This window comes from Geodermatophilus sp. SYSU D00525 (genome assembly GCF_054050475.1).
On record NZ_JBJGZK010000012.1, the window covers coordinates 1 to 17,624 of the forward strand.

Genomic DNA, 17,624 nt, shown 5'->3' on the forward strand with positions numbered 1-17,624 from the left:
CGGGCCGCGCCCGCCGCCCGCGCCCGCGCGCCCCCCCCCCGCGGCCCGCCCCCCCCGCCCCCCCCCCGCCCCCGCCCCCCCCCCCCCCCCCCCCCCCCCCCCCCCCCGCCGTAGACCGTCGGCGCGATCCGCCGGGCGTACTCGGCGTCGCGGTGCCGCCGCGGCGTGAGCATGTGCGAGAGCACCCGCGGGGACGCGGGCACCATCAGCGCGCCGGTGCCGGTGGCCGCGAGCACCAGCCGGCGGCAGCGGCGCCGGTGCTGGACGGCGAAGTGCTGCGCCAGGCCGCCGCCCCAGGACAGCCCCAGCACGTCGACCGGCCCGTCGTGGCCCAACCGGCGCAGGACCCCGGCGACCACCGGCGTCAGCGTCCCCAGCACGTAGGGGACGACCGGCCGGGGGGACCCGCCCACGCCCGGGACGTCGAACCGGATCACGGTGCGCCGCGGGTCGAGCGCGTCGACGAAGGGCTGCAGCACCTCGAGGCTCGCGCCGATGCCGTTCATGAGCAGCAGCGGCGGCGTCCTGCCGTCGCCGGGCCGCTCGGCCACCCGGAGGGTGCGGCCGAGGACGGTCAGCGTGCGGACGGACTCACTTCTCGAGGACATAGGTCCCAGGAGCCTCCCCCAGGACCGGCAGCTCCGCACTCCCGAGCGACTCCGGCGCGGGCACCTCGTCCCCCGACCGCTCGCCGAGCCAGGACATGAAGTCCGGCCACCAGGAGCCCTTCTCCTTCGTCGCCCGGGACAGCCACTCCTCGGGGTCGGCCGGGGTGTCCGGCGCCACCTGGAACGTCGACTTCGGGTTGCCCGGCGGGTTGACCAGCGAGGCGATGTGGCCGTTGGTGGAGAGCACGAACCGGGTGTCCCCGCCGAGCAGCTGGGTGGTGCGGTAGCACGCCTGCCAGGGGCAGAGGTGGTCGGCGATCCCGGCGGTGACGTAGGCGTCGACGTCGACGGCGGACAGGTCCACCGGCGTGCCGAGCATCGTCGCCCTGCCCGGTTCGGTGAGGGAGTTGCCGACCGCGACCTCGATGAAGTCCCGGTGCAGCGCCGCGCTCATGCGGGTGGTGTCGGCGTTCCAGAAGAGGATGTCGAAGGCGGCCGGCGGCTTGCCCTGCAGGTAGTTGTTGACCCAGTAGTTCCACACCAGGTCGTTGGGGCGCAGCCAGGCGAAGACCTCGGCGAGCATCGCGCCGTCGAGGTACCCCTTCCTCCGCGACTTCTCCGTCGCGTCCCGGACCGCCTCGGGGTCCATGAGCGCCGACACCGTGCCGGCCCGCGCCCAGTCGAGGACGGTGACGGCGAAGCTGGCGGCGGCCACCCGGTCCAGCCGTCCGGTGGCGGCCAGGTGGGCCAGCACCATCGCGGTGACGATCCCGCCGGAACAGAACGCCTGGAGGGCCACCCGCTCGCTGCCGGTGATGCGCTGCGCGGCGTCCATCGCGTCCAGCACGGCCTGGCCGTAGGCGTCCAGGCCCCAGTCGGCGTGCCGCTCGTCGGGGTTGCGCCAGCTGATCATGAAGACCTGCTGGCCGGCGGCCACGTAGTGCTCCACGATGCTGCGGCCGGGCGCGAGGTCGGTGATGTAGTACTTGTTGATCGTCGGCGGGACCATCAGCAGCGGGACGGCGCGGACGGTCTCCGTCGTCGGGCGGTACTGGATCAGCTCGAACACGTCGGTCCGCAGGACGACGGCGCCCGGGGTGACCGCGAGGTCCTCGCCCACGGTGAAGGCGTCGGGCTCGACCATCGAGGGCACCCGCGGCGGGGACACCAGGTCCGAGACCATCCGGCGGAGCCCGCTGACCGCGTTGCGGCCGCCGGTGTCGATGACCGCCTTGAGCGCCAGCGGGTTGAGGAACGGGACGTTGGACGGCGCCAGCGCGTCGACCACGTTGGTCAGCGTGAACCGGATCCGCTCGTCGTCCTGCCAGTCGAGGTCGGCGTCCTCGACCAGGCGCGCGGCGGCCTGCGCGGCGGCGATGTGCGCCTGCATGGTCCGCCGGAGGAAGGGGTTGCCGGTCCAGGCGGGGTCGGCGAAGCGGCGGTCCTTCGGCGAGGGGGCGACCTCCGAGCGGCCCACCGCGATCCGCCCCAGCTCGCGCACCAGGTCCCCGCCGGTGCGGACGACGGTCTCGGGCCGGCGCGCCAGGGAGGCGCCGAGCCGGGCGACGGTGCGGGCCGGCGGGACCATCCGCCGCAGCGGGCCGCGGGCGCCGTCGACCAGCACCATGTCCAGGCCCATGACCGCCTCGGACGCCTCCGGGGAGGGGGACCGGCCGCCGTCGGGAGCCCCGTCGGTGACCGGCGCGGGGCGCGGGCGGGGCGGGGCGGACGGGCGGGGGGCGGTGGTGGTCATCCCGGGCTCCTCGGGTCTTCGGGCCTCCTGTGACCTCAGTCACTCAACCACAGGCGGCGCCCGGCGGCAGACCTCACCGCGGCCGGCCGACCACCAGCAGCGCCACCGACCCGACGAGCAGCCCCAGCCCGATCCCGCCGACGACGTCCAGCGGCAGGTGCGCGGCGGTCCACACCCGCGCCAGGCAGACCAGCGCCACGAGCACCACGGCCACGATCCGCGCGCGGCGGCCCAGCCACGGCCAGGCCACGGTCAGGACGGCGGTCACGACGGCCGCGTGCCCGGACAGGAAGCCGCGGCCGCGCGCCGCCGCACCGCGGATCACGACGTCGTCGAGCAGCCCGTCGGGCCGGCCGCGCACGACGACGTCCTTGATCCCCTTCGCCGCGAGGTAGGTGCCGACGCCGGCGAGCAGCAGCCCCAGCGCGAGCCGCCAGCGCCGCATCGCGGCCGCGACCACGGCGGCCGCCGGGACGACGAGGAAGTTGCCCAGCTGCATGACCGGCCAGACGAGCAGGAACGGCACGACGTCGACGCCGTTCACCGCCCGGAACACCGCCGCCTCGGCCGCGGGCACCGACGTCCGCTCCACCGGCAGCGCGGCGAGCACGAGAACCAGCGCGCCGACGGCGGCCAGGACCACCTCGCGACCGCCGCGGGTGACCGGCGGCCGCGGGCGGGTGGCCGCCCGCCCGGTCACGCCGTCTCCGGCACCAGGTCCGTGCGCGGTGCGGAGTTGGGCTCCCGCCGCCACGAGCGGTTGTGCCGCCAGAACAGGTAGGTGCCGATCCCGAGGGGGATGGGCAGCAGGTAGGTGAGGCCGCGGAAGACCAGCACCGCCGCGGCCACCAGCGACCGGTCCCCGCCGTACGCCGACATGCCGGTGATCAGCGCCAGCTCGATGACCCCCAGCCCGCCCGGGGTGAACGGGACGGCCGTGAGCAGCCGGGCGAAGGCGAAGACCGTGAGCGCCTCCACCACGCTGACCTGCTCGGCGGACACGCCCACCGCGCGCAGCGCGACGATCAGCACGAGGAACAGGGACAGGTGGCTGACCAGCGTCGTGAGGGTGAGCCAGTGCCAGCGGGCGCGCAGCAGCAGCGCGGTCCGGTCGCGGAACTTCGTCGTCGCCTGGTCCCAGCCCTGCACGGGCGGCCGGCCGAACGGCTTGATCAGCGCGGAGGCGACCCGCCCGCTGCCCCGGCCGATCCGGGCGGCGCCCTCCCGGCTGTGCAGCAGCAGGCCGAGCACGACCACGGCCGCGACCAGCCCGGCGACGCCGGCGATCCCCGCGGCCACCCGGCCGGGACCGGGGGCGGAGGAGGTGAAGGCCATCAGCACGAGGGCGACCACCGGCAGGGCGAGCTTGGCGAAGTTGTTCCACAGCCCCGACAGCAGCACCGACACCGACGTGCGGGACCGCGAGAAGCCCCACGAGGAGTTCATGGCGTAGGTCAGCCCGAGCGCGATCGCCGCCCCGCCGATGACGGTGTTCGACACCGCGGTGGTGGTGAGGGTGGAGACCGTCGCCTCGCGCAGCCGCAGGCCGGGCATGGTCACGACCATCACGAACTGGTAGGTGGCCAGGTTCCACGCGGCCGCGACCAGGAGCAGCAGCAGCGCCCCCCACGACAGGTCGACCACCGCGTCCCACACCTGCGCCATGTCGGTGAAGCGCGGCAGGAACCACAGGAAGACGGCGGCGACGAGCGCGAGGGAGAACAGCGGGGCGAGCACCCGGCGCCACAGGGGCCTGCGCCGGGACGGCCGGACGGGTGGCGCCTGCGGGGTCACGGCGGTCATGGCGGGTCCCCCTCGTCCTCGGGGCCGGCGGCGTCGGCGGGCGGCGGGTCGAGCTGGAGCCGGCCGCCGCTCTCCTCGTGGACCTCGGCGGAGAGCACCTCGCGGCTCACCACGCCCAGGCTCTGGGTGGCGAGTGCCAGGGGCTCCCCGCGGTTGTCGCCGGAGAGCGTGAACACGACGGTCAGGCAGCCGCCGGGGAACACGTAGTAGCGGCGGCCCAGGTACTCCGGGGTCACCCGGACGACCCGCTCGAAGCGCTGCAGCCCGTCCCGCTCGCTGGGGATCTCGGTGGCACCCGTGGTGTCGCAGCCGGCGGTCAGCCGCACCTCGATGGCGTGGTAGCCGTCGCGGTCGGAGTTCAGCCAGAACCGCGCCGAGCCCGAGTGGGCGTCGAGGCCGGCGAAGGTCCAGCCCACCGGGACGCTCTCCACGCACGGCACCCAGGTCGCCGTCGGCACCGCCTGGGCCATGAGCACGACGCCGTGGGCGGCCCGGTCGTCGTCGCCGGTGCGGCAGCCGGGCAGCTCGCCGCTGACGGTCGGGGTGCCCGGCGCGCAGCCCGCCGTCAGCAGGGCGGCCGCCAGCACCGCCGCCGCGGCCGGGCGCAGGGCGCCGCTCACAGCGGCGACCCGAGCAGGTTGACCGCGATGGTCACGGCGAGGACCAGGGCGAGCGCGGTCACCAGGCACAGGCCGGCCCGGCGCCAGGTCCACCGCTGGATGCGCACCGGCGGGAGCCGGTAGGGCAGCAGCTCGAGGAAGTCCCGGTGCAGGTCGCGGCCCTGCGCCCGCAGCATCCGGCGCAGCTGCGAGGGCATGGTGAGCCCACGGGTGGCGGCGAAGGCCTCGGCCAGCTCCTCGTCGGAGAAGTAGCGCCGCGCCCGCTCGTACACGCGGGCGGCGTCCGTGCGCAGCGCGAGGACCAGGAGCATGTTCGCCAGGTCCACGGCCTGCCGCCACGGGCTGGGGCGCACCTCGGCGAACGCGGAGTCGATGAGGAACAGCGTGCCGTCGCGGACCATCAGGTTGGCCGGCTTGATGTCGCGGTGGGCCATGCCGATCTCCCACAGCCGCCGGACGACGGCCAGCCCTTGGTCGATCACCGCGTCGTCGACGACGACCTCGGGGTCGCCGATCTCCCGCGCGCCCTGGAGGAACTCGGTGACCAGCAGGTACTCGCGCTCCGGGGTGATCTCCACGATGCCCAGCGGGTGCGGCACGGGCAGGCCGGCGTCGGACAGCAGCCGCAGGACGTAGTCCTCGTACTGCACCAGCCGCCGCACGCTGTGGTAGGGCTTCTCGTCCTCCAGCCGGCCGTAGAGCAGCGTGCGCCCCAGCTTGAACCAGCGGTCGGACCGCACGTGCGTGGCGGCGTAGAGCTTGCCGAAGACGCAGCTCTCCTCCTGCTCGGCGGCGTCGGCGGCCTTGACGGTGATCTTCAGCGGCGTGGAGCCGCCCGACCCCGCCAGACCGAAGGGCTTCACCGAGGTGACCAGCAACCCGAGCTGGTCCTGCAGCGCGCGGACGATCGCCTCGCCGCGCGCCCCGGTGACGTCCAGGTGGGCGGGGCTGCCGCGCCGGTAGACGACGGGGTAGACCTCGTTGGGCGTCAGCAGCCGGAAGGCGGCCAGCGGCGCGGCCACGCCGAGGACGACGCCGGCGAGGACGTCGGTGGGGTGGTCCTGCGCGAGGTAGAGCCGCGAGGCGGCGGTGACCAGCAGCAGGCCCCACACCACCCACTTGCCGATGTCCCGGGGCCGCCCCGCGGGCACCAGCGAGTAGAGCGTGCTGACGAGGAAGGTGGCGAGCACGGTCATCGGCACCGACGGCATCGAGAACCCCGCCCAGCTGCCGAGGATCTCCACCTCGTAGGGCCGCGGGCGCTGCAGCGTGGCGGCCAGGGTCGCGGCGGTGTTCACCACCAGCAGGCCGACCCCGATCCACACGAACAGGTGCCGCCAGCGGCGGAAGACCGCCAGCACCACGAGGTTGGCCAGCCACAGCAGGTGGATGGCCCGGCCGGTGCCGAGGACGCCGGCCACCTCGGCGACGTCGGTGAGGCCGGGGGAGCGGATGGCGGCGATCGCCTGCAGCACCCGGGTGTCGACGAGGTCGAAGAACGCCGAGCTCCCGGTGACGAGGACGGCGCCCCAGGTCACGACGACGACGCCGCTGAGCGCCAGCCACCACTTGCCCGACGCGTTGAGGTGCCGCGGCAGCGGCGGCGGCTCGCCCGAGGGGCGGCGTCGCCGGGGCTCGCGGTGGATGGGCGGGAGGTCCGGCCGCCGGACCTGCCCTCCCGCAGGTGCCTGCGCCGCGGGTGCCGTCACCGGTCCCCGCGGTGCCGGAGCCGGGACCGGCGTCTGGGGCGCCGGGGGCCGCGCCGTGGCCGCCATGCCGCCCGATGCTGCACCGGTTGCGCTCCCGGGACCATCGACCTTGGTCCCGAGCAGGGCTAGCGTGGCCGTCCCCGCGCCAGTCCGCCCGCGGGGCGTCGCCTCCTGTCCCGGGAGGGTCCGCGATGCGTCGTCGACCGCTCGCCGCCCTGCTCCTCGCCGCCCTGCTCCTCGCCGCCGCCGTGCTCGGCGCCTGCGGCTCCCCGGCCGCGGAGTCGGACCCGCCCGCCGACGGCGTCGTCCGGGTGGCGTCCTACGACTTCCCGGAGAACCAGACGCTCGCCGAGGTGTACGCGGAGGCGATCCGGCGGGCCGGGTTCGAGGTGGCGGTGCAGCACGGCATCGGCACCCGCGAGGTGGTCTTCCCGGCGCTCGAGCAGGGCGTCGTCGACCTCGTCGTCGACTACCTGGGCACCGCGTCGGAGTTCCTGGAGGCCGGCGCGGGGACGGCGTCCCACGACCCCACCGTCCTGCGGGAAGGGCTGGCGGCCGCCCTCGCGCCGCGCGGGCTGACCGTCCTGGCCCCGGCCGAGGCCGAGGACCAGAACGGGTTCGTCGTGCTCACCGACCTCGCCGCCCGGCACGGCGTGACGACGCTCAGCGGGCTCGCCGCGATCGCGCCGCAACTGGTGTTCGGCGGCCCGCCCGAGTGCAGCGATCGGCGGTTCTGCCTGCCCGGGCTGCGCGAGGTCTACGGCATCGAGTTCGCCGAGGTGCGCAGCATGCCGTCGCGGGCGGCCACCGCGGAGGCGCTGCTCACCGGGCAGGTCGACGTCGGGATGCTGGAGACGACCGATGCCCGGCTGACCGACGCCTCGCTGCAGCTGCTGCGCGACGACCGGGCGCTGCAGCCGCGGGAGAACGTGGTGCCGCTCGTGCGGACCGAGGTGGCCGCCGAGGGCGGCGAGCCGCTGCGCGCCGCGCTGGACGCGGTCAGCGCCCAGCTGACGACGATCGACCTGGTCCGGCTCAACCGGTCGGTCGCCGTCGACGGGCTCACCCCCGCCGAGGCCGCGGCCCGCTGGTGGGACGGCCGTTGAACGAGGCCGCCCGTGATCATGGCGCCGTGACCGGTGTCCCGGGCCCTCCGGTGGTCACGGCGCCGTGATCGCGAGGAGCGCGCGTCAGGTGATGGCGCTGGTGCCGGTGATCGCGCGGCCGACGATGAGGCTGTTGACCTCGCGGGTGCCCTCGTAGGAGTAGATCGCCTCGGCGTCGGCCACGAACCGGCCGACGTGGTTCTCCAGCAGGATCCCGTTGCCGCCCATGAGCTCCCGCGCCCAGCCGACGGTCTCCCGCATCCGCATGGTGCTGTAGCCCTTGGCCATGGACGCGTGCTCGTCGCGCAGCATCCCGCAGTCCTGCAGCTGGGAGGCGCGCGCGCACAACGCCGCCGACGCGGTGATGTTGCCGAGCATCCGGAACAGCAGGTCCTGCACCAGCTGGAACGAGGTGATCGGCCGGCCGAACTGCTCGCGGCCCAGCGCGTAGCGCAGCGCGTGCTCGTACGCGCCCCGCGAGCAGCCGACCGCCGACCACGCCACGCTCACCCGGGTGGCCCGCAGGACGTTCGCGGTGTCGCGGAAGGAGTTCGCGTTCTGCAGCCGGTTCTCCTCCGGCACGCGGACGCCGTCGAGGGTGATGTGCGCGTTCTGCACCGCGCGCAGCGCGATCTTGTCCTCGAGGTCGACGGCGCTGAAGCCCGGCGTCGGCGTCTCGACGACGAAGCCGAGCACCCGGTCGGTGTCGACGTCACGTGCCCAGACGATCACCAGGTCGGCGAAGCTGCCGTTGCCGATCCACTTCTTCTGCCCGTCGAGGACCCACTCGTCACCGTCCCGGCGGGCCGTCGTCTGGATTCCCCGGGCGACGTCGGAGCCGTGCTCGGGCTCGGTGAGGCCGAAGGCGCCGATGAGCTCCATCCGCGCCATCGCCGGCAGCCAGCGCTCCTTCTGCTCCTCGGAGGCGCACAGGTGCATCGTCCCCATCGCCAGCCCCCCGTGGACGCCGATGAAGGTGGCCACCGACGGGTCGCCCCGGCCCAGCTCCATCGACACCATGCCGTCGAACAGCGACGAGCGGCCGGGCGAGCCGTGACCGGAGTACTGCGCCCCCGCGATGCCCAGCTCGGCCAGGCCCGGGATCAGCTCCCGGGGGAACTGCGCCCGGGTCCAGTACTGGTTGATGACCGGCTCGACCTGCTCGTCCATGAACGCCCGGACGCGCATCAGTGTCGCCCGGTCCTCCTCCTCGAGGAGGGCCTCGAGCTCGTAGAAGTCCGACGTGACGGTGGGCCGGTCGGCCATGGCACTGGCTCCTTCCGCTGCCGGGACCCCGCTGTCCCGTGGGTCCGGCCTACCCCCGCCCCTGCGCGGCAACCGGCCCCGGCGGCGCGGGTCGGTGCCGCGGGGCGCCGACCGGTCGTCGACGTCGTCCCGCGCTCCCGACCGGCCTTCCCCCGCCTCCGGGGCGGCGACCGGCAAGGCGGCATGGCGGCGCGCCGATCGGGGCAGGGACCGGCGGATCCGACCGCCCCGTCCCGAGGAGGGCCCCGTGCCCCGATCCATCGCCGACCAGACCGACGACGAGCTGGGAGGCCCCGGCAGCGTCCTGGTGCGCCAGCGGGAGGACCACGTCGAGCTCGACCGGCTGCTGCACGAGCTCGACGGCGCCGCCGGCCGCGCGCAGGAGGAGGTGCTGACGCGCATCGACCGGCTGGTCTTCAGTCACGCGTTCGCCGAGGAGACCGTGCTCTGGCCGGTGATCCGCCGGGTGCTGCCCGACGGCGACGCGCTGACCCGGCAGATCGAGACCGAGCACCAGGAGGTCAACGAGCTGGTCGCCGCACTGGAGGAGGGCGGTCCCGACTCCCCGGAGCGGCCCGCCCGGCTGGCCCGGCTGGTCGAGGTGCTGCGCGAGGACGTGCGAGACGAGGAGGACGTGCTGTTCCCGCGGCTGCAGGAGCGGCTCGACCCCGCCGAGCTGCGCCGACTGGGCCGCCGGTGGGAGCTCGTGCGCCGGATCTCGCCCACCCGCGCGCACCCGACGGTGTCCCGCCGCCCGCCGGGCAACGCGCTCTCGGGCCTGCCGCTGTCGCTGCTGGACCGCAGCCGCGACGTCGTCGACGCGCTCGTCCGCCGGGCGCCCGCCCCGCTGACCCCGGTCGGGGAGGCGGTCAGCCGGGGGCTGGCCGCGGTGGCCGCCGTGGTCGAGCGCACCCCGCCGGCCCGCCGCGGGGACGGCCCGCCCACCGCCCGCTGAGCACACGACAGCGGCCCCCTCCCCCGCCGGGGAGGGGGCCGCTGTCGTGTGCTCAGTGCGTGTTGCGGGGCTTGGGCTCGGCGCGGGCGTCGAGCTGGATCTCCTTGTCCGCCCCCGGGACGCCCTCCTTGAGCTCGGTCGTCCGCTCCTTCTCGGCGTCGAACTCGATGCCGAACAGCAGGGCCAGGTTGATCAGCCAGAACCAGATCAGGAAGACGATGACGCCGGCCAGGGCGCCGTAGGTCTTGTTGTAGCTGCCGAAGTTGGCCACGTAGAAGGCGAAGGCGGCCGAGGCCAGGACCGCGACCAGGATGGCCACGCCGGCACCGGGGCTGATGAACCGGAAGCCGCGCAGCTTGACGTTCGGCGTGGAGTAGTAGAGGACGGCGATCATCAGGGCCAGGACCACCAGGATCACGGGCCACTTGACGACGTTCCACACGGTGAGCGCGGTGTCGCCCAGGCCGATGGCCGAGCCGACGGCCTCGACGACCGGGCCGCTGAGGACCAGCATCGCCACGATGACGGCGGCGAACAGGATGCCGATCAGGGTGATCAGCAGCTGCAGCGGCTTGAGCTTCCAGATCTTGCGGCCCTCGGGCGTCTCGTAGACGACGTTGGACGCGCGGGTGAAGGCGCCCACGTAGCCCGACGCCGACCAGATCGCGAGGGCGAGACCGATGACGAGCCCGACGCCGGCGGTGCTCTGGTTGCCGGCGACCTGCTCGATGACCGGGCCCATCGTGCTCGCGGCGCTGGCGGGGACGACGGTGGTCAGCGCGTCGGTGAGCTGCTGAGGGGTCGTCAGCAGGCCGACGATCGACGTCAGCGCGATCAGCGCCGGGAAGAGCGCGAGGACGCCGTAGTAGGTCAGCGACGCCGCCCAGTCGGTGAGGTTGTCCTCCTGGAACTCCTTGACGGTCCGCTTGACCGTGCCGAAGAAGGTCGGCGTGGTGTCCGCGCCGCGCGGCGCGTTGTCGAAGCGGGTGGAGTTGACCTTGTCGTCGTGCGGCGCGGGGTCACCGGCGGTGTTGCCGGAGAAGCGCGTCGGCTTCGCCGTGTCGGTGCTCGCGGCGCGGGAGCCGTGCGGGCGGGCCATGGTCGTCCTCCGGGTCTGGGGCGAGTCGATCGGACCGTGGTTTCCCCGGACGGGGCGCTTCCATGCGCGCGGTGATCATCCCGGCGCGTCGCGGGGCGTCAGCGGATGCCGGAGACCGGGGACCACTCGCCGGCGCCGGCGGTGGCCCGCTCGACGTCGTGGAGGTCGTCGGGGCCGGCCGGCCCGCTGCGCCGGGCCTGCACCATCCCGGCCAGGCTGACCAGCCCCACCGCGGCCGCCGCCCCGGCGCCGAGCAGGGCGACGGCGGTGAACCCGGCGGCCGTCGGCAGGCCGGTGGCGGGGTCGAGGGTGGCGCCGAGCAGCGCCACGGTGAGCGTGCTGCCCACCGCCTGGCCGAGCGAGCGGGCGATCGAGTTGACCGCGTTGGCGACGCCGGTCTCGCTGCGTCGCACCGCCTGGACCACCAGCGTGGGCAGCGCCGCGTAGGCCACGGTCACCCACGCCTGGGACAGCAGCCCCGCGACCACGACCAGCGCCGGCTCGGACCGGCCCAGCGCGAACACCACGAACCCGGCGACGCCGGCGACCGCGCCGGTGAGCAGGGTGGGCAGCGCGCCGATGCGGTCGACGACCTTGCCGGCCAGCGGCGCCAGCAGGATGCCGACCACGCCGCCGGGCAGCAGGTAGACGACGGCGGCCTCGAGCACCGGCGCGCCGAACCCGTAGCCGGCCACCCCGGGCGGCGTCTGGACGTACTGCATGACGGCGAGGAAGGACACGAACAGCCCGATGCCGGTGGTGAAGCCGGCGATGTTGGGCACGAGCATCCGCGGGTCGGTGAGCAGCGCCGGGCGCACCAGCGGCTGGGCGCTGTGGCGCTGCAGCAGCACCCAGCCGGTGAGGACGACCAGGGCCCCGGCCGCGCAGCCGAGCGTCAGCGGGGAGGTCCACCCCCAGGTGTTGCCCTGCGACACCGGCAGGAGCAGCAGCACCAGGCCGACGCCGAGGACGACGGCGCCGAGCCAGTCGACCCGCCCGCTCGCCGTGGCGGCGCGGCGGGGCAGCAGGACGGCGGCGAGGACCAGGGACAGCAGCGTGACACCCAGCCCGATCCAGAACGGCCGGTGGTAGTCCCCGCCGTCGCCGGTGAGCAGGCCCGCGGCGACCAGGCCGACGACGCCGCCGACGCCGAGGGTGCTGCTGACGACCGACATCGCCACGCTCAGCCGCTCCGGCGGGAGCTCGCGGCGCAGCACGCTGATCGACAGCGGGAACAGCCCGTAGGAGGAGCCCTGCAGGACCCGCGCGACCAGCAGCAGCGGCAGCGAGCGGGTGACGATCGCCAGCAGCGTGCCGACCGCGACCGCGGCCAGGATGCCGAGGATCACCGGCCGCTCGCCGCGGGTGTCGCCGAGTCGGCCGAGCACCGGGGTGAGCACCGCGGCGGCCAGCAGGTTGGCCGTGAGCACCCAGCCGGCCGCGGCCGGGGAGACGCCGAGCTGCTCGCCGATCGGCCCGAGCACCGGGACCACGAGGCTCTGCAGCAACGACAGCGTCGTGACACCCAGTGAGAGGGTCAGGACGAGCAGCGCGGGCCGCGGGCGGGCGGGGGCGGTGCCGGTGCCGGCGGTGGAGACCTCGGCACCTGCGGACACGTCCCGATGACACCACGTGCCGGACCGGGCGGCGCACCGGGCTCCGAGGGCCCCGTCGGGTGAAGTCGCTCACAGCCTGTCAGGTGAACAGTGCGTAGCGACGATTGAGAGGGCGGTTCGCTGGGGAAACAGTCTCCAGAGACGAGCCGCCGGCCCGCAGCCCGGCCGGCGTCACGAGACGAGCAAGGGGACGTTCGAGATGTTTCTGTGGCCTGCAGTCACCCTGGTCGGGTTCCTGGTCCTGACCGCCCTGGTGATCGCGATGGGCACCTCGACCACGGCACGGTACGAGCGCGAGCAGCGGGCGGCCGCCCGCCGCGAGACCGCGCCGGCCGGTGCCGCCGTCGAGGCCGTGGGGATGGCCCGGGCGGCCTGACCCGCCCGCGCCCCGGACGACCCGCGCCCCGCCGCTCCTCCCGGAGCCGCGGGGCGCGAGTGCGTTCAGAGGTGGGCGTCGGGGGTGTCGAGCACCGTCCGGTCCAGGGACTCCAGCAGGTCCAGCCAGGTGTGCACCTTGGGCAGCTCCCAGTGCTGGAAGTACCGCGCCGCGGCGCGCTTGCCCTCGTGGAAGTCGCTGGTCTCGTCGCGCGTCGCCAGCGCCTGCTCCAGCCACAGCCAGCCGACGACGGTGTGCCCGGCCGCGTCGAGGTAGGCGCTGGCGTTGGCCAGGGCCAGCGCCGGGTCGCCGGTGCCCCACAGCGTGCCGGTCACCGCCACCAGCCGGGTGACGGCGGCGTCGACGTCCGCGGCCAGGTCGGCGAACGGCGTCCCGGCCGCCCGTGCCGTCGTCGCCGCGATCGTCTCGGCCAGCAGCCGCAGGCCGGCGCCGCCCTGCACGGTCACCTTGCGGCCGAGCAGGTCCAGCGCCTGGATCCCGTTGGTGCCCTCGTGGATCGGGTTGAGCCGGTTGTCCCGGTAGAACTGCTCGACCGGGTAGTCGCGGGTGTAGCCGTAGCCGCCGTGCACCTGGATGGCCAGGTCGTCGGCGACCGGCCCCCACTGCGAGGGCCACGCCTTGGCGATCGGCGTCAGGGTGTCGAGCAGCAGGTGGGCGCGGCTGCGGTCGTCCTCGGTCTCGCCGGTCTTCTCCTCGTCGACCAGGCGGGCGCAGTACAGGCCCAGCGCCAGGCCGCCCTGCGCGTAGCTCTTGGCGGCCAGCAGCATCCGGCGGACGTCGGGGTGGTCGACCAGCCGCACCATCGGCGACGACGGGTCCTTGCTGCTCGCCGAGCGGCCCTGGGTCCGGGTGCGCGCGTACTCCAGCGCGTGCAGGTAGCCGGTGTAGCCGAGGACGGTGGCGCCCATCCCGACGCCGATCCGCGCCTCGTTCATCATGTGGAACATGTAGGAGAGCCCCTTGTGCGGCTCGCCCACGAGGTACCCGACGGCGCCGGCCCGCCCGCCGGGGGTGTGCACGCCCTCGCCGAAGTTGAGCAGCGTGTTCGTCGTCCCGCGGTAGCCCATCTTGTGGTTGAGGCCGGCCAGGACGACGTCGTTGCGCTCGCCCAGGGACCCGTCGTCGTCCACCAGCACCTTCGGGACGATGAACAGCGAGATGCCCTTCACGCCGGGCGGCCCGCCGGGGATCTTGGCCAGCACCAGGTGGACGATGTTCTCGGTCAGCTCGTGGTCGCCGGCCGAGATCCACATCTTGTTGCCGGTGAGCCGGTAGGTGCCGTCGTCCTGGGGCTGGGCGCGCGTGGTGATGTCGGCGAGCGACGACCCGGCCTGCGGCTCGGACAGCGCCATCGTGCCGAACCAGCGGCCCTCGAGCATCGGCCGGACGAAGCGGTCCTTCTGCTCCTGCGAGCCGTGCGCGAGCAGCAGGCGGGCGTTGCCCATGGTGAGGAACGGGTAGCTCGAGGTCCCGACGTTGGCCGCCTTGAACCAGGCGAACGCCGCCTGCCCGACGGTCTGCGGCAGCTGCAGGCCGCCGTACTCCTCGTCGAAGGTCCCGGCCATGATCCCGGACTCGCGGAACACCGCGAGCGCCTTCGCGACCTCGGGGATCATCTCCACCCTGCCGTCGACGAACCGCGGCTCGTTCTCGTCGGCCTTCCGGTTGTGCGGCGCGAAGTGCTCCGTGGCGATCTGCTGGGCCAGCTCCATCACCGCGTCGAACGTCTCGCGGGAGTGCTCGGCGAAGCGGGGCCGCTTGGTGAGGGTCTCGACCTCGAGCCACTCGTGGAGCAGGAAGTCCAGGTCGCGCGGCGACAGGACGAGGTTGGGGGACACGGGGCCTCCACGGACGACGGCGGCGGGAGAGCCGGGCGCGCGGCCCGACCGGCCCACGATAGGCCGGGTCCGCGCCCGGGTCGCAGCTCCCTCGTGGACCTGCAGCAGCTGATGGGCCGTGCGACCGGCCTGGCCTCCGGAGCAGGTGCGGCAGTGCTGCACCGGCTGCAGCACGTCCGCATGCCCGGTGCCGGCCAGGCCGTGTCGGTCATCGGCTGTGTGCACGCGACACGGCACGACACGCCGCCGCACCGTGCACGCGTCCGGTGATCGACGGCCGACCCGGCCCGGGACGACGAGAGGCCCCTCCCCGCACGGTGCGGGGAGGGGCCTCTCGGCCGGTGCGTCAGGAGCGGTGCCGGCCGGCGGGCTCGGCGTCGCCGGGGCGCCCGGTCGGGGGAGCCGTCGACGTCGGCGCCGCGGCACCGGCGGCCTGGGCCACCTGGGCGCCGGCGTCGTCCCCGGTGGGCTCGCCGGCGGTCTGGCGGGCGGCCTGCTGGGCCTGGATGCCGGACTGGTTGCTCAGCGCCAGCTGCGGCAGGAACAGGAACACGAAGAACCCGATCGCCACGACGCAGGCGGCGATGAGGAACACCAGGTCGATCGAGTTCGAGAACCCGGTCTTGAACGGCGCCGCGAGGAACGACGGCAGCGTCTGGATGAACGAGGTGTCCGACAGGTCGCCGCCGCCCTGGAGCTGGCCGCTCTGCAGCGCCTGCTGCACCCGCGGGTCGGTCGACGACGTCAGCGCCGACCCGATGTCCACCGGCAGCCGGCTGAACAGCACGGACAGGAAGACCGCGGTGCCGATCGTGCCGCCCATCTGCCGGAAGAACGTGACCGACGAGGTGGCCACGCCCATCTCCCGCGGGGACACGGCGTTCTGCACGGCGAGGATCGTGGGCTGGAAGTTGAAGCCCAGACCCAGGCCCAGCAGGACCATGAACGGCACGAGCGTCCACACCGAGGTGTCGGCGTCGACGACGAACGACATCGACAGCAGCGCGACGGTCATGAACACGATGCCGACCAGCGGGAAGACCTTGTACTTCCCGGTCTTCGAGATCGCGATGCCCGAGCCCATCGCGCCGGTCATGATGCCGGCGACCAGCGGGATCATCTGCAGGCCGGCGACCGTGGCGCTCGAGCCGTGGACGATCTGCAGGTACTGCGGGAGCAGCAGCAGGCCGCCGAACATGCCCGCACCCATCACCACGCTGCCGACGCCGACGACGCTGAAGCTGCGGTTGCGGAACAGCCGCAGGGGCAGCAGCGCCTCGTCGCGGTAGGCCCGCTCGGCGAGGAGGAACAGCACGAAGCCGACGGCGCCGATGCCGTAGCAGACCAGCGAGCGGGTCGAGCCCCAGCCCCAGATGCGGCCCTGCTCGGCGACGATCAGCAGCGGCACGAGGAAGGCGATCAGCGCCAGCGCGCCGGGCCAGTCGATGCGGTGCTCGCGCCGCTCGTGCGGCAGGTGCAGCACCCGGAAGACGGCGGCGAAGGCGACCAGGCCCAGCGGGACGTTGACGTAGAAGATCCAGCGCCAGCCGTCGACGCCGAGCAGCGCGTCCTGGCCGGCGAAGAAGCCGCCGATGACCGGGCCCAGGACGCTCGAGGTGCCGAAGACGGCCATGAAGTAGCCCTGGTACCGCGAACGCTCCCGCGGCGGCACGATGTCGCCGATGATCGCCAGCGCCAGCGACATCAGGCCACCGGCGCCGATGCCCTGGACCGCGCGGAACGCGGCGAGCTCGTACATGGAGTCCGCCAGGCCGCAGAGCATCGAGCCGACGACGAACACGGCGATGGCGAACAGGTAGAACGGCCGCCGGCCGTAGATGTCGGAGAGCTTGCCGTACAGCGGCGTGGCGATCGTCGAGGTGATGAGGAACGCCGTCGTCGCCCAGGCCTGCAGGTCGTAGCCCTGCAGGTCGTCGGCGATGGTGCGGATCGCGGTCGCGACGACGGTCTGGTCGAGGGCCGCGAGGAACATCGCGACCATCAGGCCGACGATGATCGTCAGGATCTGGCGGTGCGTGAAGGCGCCGGAGGAGTCCGGTGCGGCCGCCGCGGCGCGGGCGCCGCTGCGCCCACCCGTGGGGCGGGCGGTGGTCTGGCTCATGGCTTCTCTCTCGGGACGGGGAGTGCAGAGGGGGAGCGGGGGTCGGACGGCAGCGCTGCCGTCAGGTCGTCGAGCAGGCGCCCGAAGAGCTCGGTGAGCGTGGCGAGGTCGGCGTCGGACCAGCCGGTGAGCATCCCGGCGAGCTGGGCGGTGCGCTCCTCGGCCAGCCGCTCGACGGCGGCCCGGCCGGCGTCGGTGACGACGAGGCGCGTGGCGCGGCCGTCGGTCTCGTCGGCCACGCGCTGCACCAGGTCGCGCTCGACCAGCCAGGCCACGTGCCGGCTGACCGTCGACGGGTCGGCGTGCACGAGCTCGGCCAGCGCGCTCTGCCGCAGCGGGCCCAGCCGGGTCAGCGGGAAGAGCAGCACCAGGGCCGCGCGCTCCCGGCCGTCGGCGCCCGACGGGAGGCTCTTGAACGCGTGGGCCAGCCGCATGAAGCGCGGCATCTGCTCGGAGAGCCGGCGGACCTCCGCGGCGCGCTGCGGCGACGGTGCGGCCGGGGGGCCGGCGTCACGGGACGCGGACGGCGACATGGGGACTCCGGGGAACGGGTGGCGAAGATGAGTGCACGGTACAACTTCATGTGCGGTGCACACAACCAGTTGCAGCGTGCACGCATCGTGACCTGGGCGACAGCGCGGCCCCACTCCGGTACCCGCGGGTGCCGGTCGGTGCACGTCTCGGGGGAAGGGTCCGCGGCCCCGGCGCGTTGCACCGCTCGGTCCAGCGGCC

General features: G+C 74.3%; 15 protein-coding genes. 3 read left to right on the forward strand and 12 right to left on the reverse strand.

Going from position 1 to position 17,624, the window contains the following annotated elements:
- From ACI796_RS12250 to ACI796_RS12275, 6 genes are all read right to left on the reverse strand, one after another.
- A partial coding sequence (locus ACI796_RS12250) for an alpha/beta fold hydrolase (RefSeq protein ID WP_456941509.1) occupies nt 1-608 on the reverse strand: 608 nt, incomplete at its 3' end.
- Nucleotides 592-2,361 (reverse strand): PHA/PHB synthase family protein, encoded by a 1,770-nt coding sequence (locus tag ACI796_RS12255; RefSeq protein WP_456941510.1) that lies wholly within the window; start codon nt 2,359-2,361, stop codon nt 592-594. The genes ACI796_RS12255 and ACI796_RS12250, both read right to left, overlap by 17 nt.
- Nucleotides 2,362-2,434: 73 nt before the next feature.
- A complete protein-coding gene (locus ACI796_RS12260; protein ID WP_456941511.1) occupies nt 2,435-3,061 on the reverse strand; it encodes a phosphatase PAP2 family protein in 627 nt (208 codons plus the stop codon).
- The gene (locus ACI796_RS12265; RefSeq protein ID WP_456941512.1) at nt 3,058-4,164 is read right to left on the reverse strand and encodes a lysylphosphatidylglycerol synthase transmembrane domain-containing protein; all 1,107 of its coding nucleotides are present in this window, start codon (nt 4,162-4,164) and stop codon (nt 3,058-3,060) included. Before ACI796_RS12265 ends, ACI796_RS12260 begins: the two co-directional genes overlap by 4 nt.
- Nucleotides 4,161-4,784, reverse strand: a complete 624-nt coding sequence (locus ACI796_RS12270) for a hypothetical protein (protein WP_456941513.1) — start codon at nt 4,782-4,784, stop codon at nt 4,161-4,163. The genes ACI796_RS12265 and ACI796_RS12270 overlap by 4 nt, the downstream gene beginning before the upstream one ends.
- Entirely contained in the window at nt 4,781-6,493 is a 1,713-nt protein-coding gene (locus ACI796_RS12275; RefSeq protein WP_456941514.1) for a phosphatase PAP2 family protein, read from the reverse strand. The genes ACI796_RS12270 and ACI796_RS12275 overlap by 4 nt, the downstream gene beginning before the upstream one ends.
- A 191-nt stretch (nt 6,494-6,684) precedes the next feature.
- On the opposite strand from ACI796_RS12275, the gene ACI796_RS12280 reads away from it, so the two are divergent.
- On the forward strand, nt 6,685-7,599 hold the full coding sequence (locus ACI796_RS12280; RefSeq protein WP_456941515.1) for an ABC transporter substrate-binding protein: 915 nt from the start codon (nt 6,685-6,687) through the stop codon (nt 7,597-7,599).
- An 84-nt stretch (nt 7,600-7,683) separates the two neighbouring features.
- On the opposite strand, the gene ACI796_RS12285 is transcribed toward ACI796_RS12280, so the two are convergent.
- The gene (locus ACI796_RS12285; RefSeq protein ID WP_456941516.1) at nt 7,684-8,865 is read right to left on the reverse strand and encodes an acyl-CoA dehydrogenase family protein; all 1,182 of its coding nucleotides are present in this window, start codon (nt 8,863-8,865) and stop codon (nt 7,684-7,686) included.
- Nucleotides 8,866-9,112: 247 nt separating this feature from the next.
- Between ACI796_RS12285 and ACI796_RS12290 the strand changes: the two genes are divergently transcribed.
- Nucleotides 9,113-9,820 (forward strand): hemerythrin domain-containing protein, encoded by a 708-nt coding sequence (locus ACI796_RS12290; protein ID WP_456941517.1) that lies wholly within the window; start codon nt 9,113-9,115, stop codon nt 9,818-9,820.
- A 52-nt stretch (nt 9,821-9,872) separates the two neighbouring features.
- Here the strand turns inward: ACI796_RS12290 and ACI796_RS12295 are convergent, their stop codons facing one another.
- Together ACI796_RS12295 and ACI796_RS12300 are read right to left on the reverse strand one after the other, a co-directional pair.
- Nucleotides 9,873-10,919: a YihY/virulence factor BrkB family protein gene (locus ACI796_RS12295; RefSeq protein WP_456941518.1), complete on the reverse strand. Its 1,047-nt coding sequence runs from the start codon at nt 10,917-10,919 to the stop codon at nt 9,873-9,875.
- Nucleotides 10,920-11,017: 98 nt separating this feature from the next.
- Nucleotides 11,018-12,535: an MFS transporter gene (locus ACI796_RS12300; RefSeq protein ID WP_456941519.1), complete on the reverse strand. Its 1,518-nt coding sequence runs from the start codon at nt 12,533-12,535 to the stop codon at nt 11,018-11,020.
- Between the two features lie 199 nt (nt 12,536-12,734).
- Here ACI796_RS12300 and ACI796_RS12305 point away from each other — a divergent pair, with 199 nt between their 5' ends.
- Entirely contained in the window at nt 12,735-12,911 is a 177-nt protein-coding gene (locus ACI796_RS12305; RefSeq protein ID WP_456941520.1) for a hypothetical protein, read from the forward strand.
- Nucleotides 12,912-12,976: 65 nt separating this feature from the next.
- On the opposite strand, the gene ACI796_RS12310 is transcribed toward ACI796_RS12305, so the two are convergent.
- The 3 genes from ACI796_RS12310 to ACI796_RS12320 form a co-directional block, all read right to left on the reverse strand.
- Nucleotides 12,977-14,770 carry an acyl-CoA dehydrogenase gene (locus ACI796_RS12310; RefSeq protein ID WP_456941521.1) on the reverse strand — a complete coding sequence of 598 codons (1,794 nt, stop codon included), beginning with the start codon at nt 14,768-14,770 and terminating at the stop codon, nt 12,977-12,979.
- Nucleotides 14,771-15,116: 346 nt separating this feature from the next.
- Nucleotides 15,117-16,892, reverse strand: a complete 1,776-nt coding sequence (locus tag ACI796_RS12315; RefSeq protein ID WP_456941522.1) for an MDR family MFS transporter — start codon at nt 16,890-16,892, stop codon at nt 15,117-15,119.
- Nucleotides 16,889-17,425, reverse strand: coding sequence for a MarR family winged helix-turn-helix transcriptional regulator (locus ACI796_RS12320; RefSeq protein WP_456941523.1), 537 nt, complete (start codon nt 17,423-17,425; stop codon nt 16,889-16,891). The genes ACI796_RS12315 and ACI796_RS12320 overlap by 4 nt, the downstream gene beginning before the upstream one ends.
- Between the last annotated feature and the right edge of the window lie 199 nt (nt 17,426-17,624).

Excerpts from the sequence above, each read along its gene's own strand:
- ACI796_RS12255 (WP_456941510.1), bottom strand. The coding sequence starts at position 2,361 with ATGACCACCACCGCCCCCCGCCCGTCCGCCCCGCCCCGCCCGCGCCCC.
- ACI796_RS12265 (WP_456941512.1), bottom strand. The coding sequence starts at position 4,164 with ATGACCGCCGTGACCCCGCAGGCGCCACCCGTCCGGCCGTCCCGGCGC.
- ACI796_RS12280 (WP_456941515.1), top strand. The coding sequence starts at position 6,685 with ATGCGTCGTCGACCGCTCGCCGCCCTGCTCCTCGCCGCCCTGCTCCTC.
- ACI796_RS12285 (WP_456941516.1), bottom strand. The coding sequence starts at position 8,865 with ATGGCCGACCGGCCCACCGTCACGTCGGACTTCTACGAGCTCGAGGCC.
- ACI796_RS12295 (WP_456941518.1), bottom strand. The coding sequence starts at position 10,919 with ATGGCCCGCCCGCACGGCTCCCGCGCCGCGAGCACCGACACGGCGAAG.
- ACI796_RS12305 (WP_456941520.1), top strand. The coding sequence starts at position 12,735 with ATGTTTCTGTGGCCTGCAGTCACCCTGGTCGGGTTCCTGGTCCTGACC.
- ACI796_RS12315 (WP_456941522.1), bottom strand. The coding sequence starts at position 16,892 with ATGAGCCAGACCACCGCCCGCCCCACGGGTGGGCGCAGCGGCGCCCGC.
- ACI796_RS12320 (WP_456941523.1), bottom strand. The coding sequence starts at position 17,425 with ATGTCGCCGTCCGCGTCCCGTGACGCCGGCCCCCCGGCCGCACCGTCG.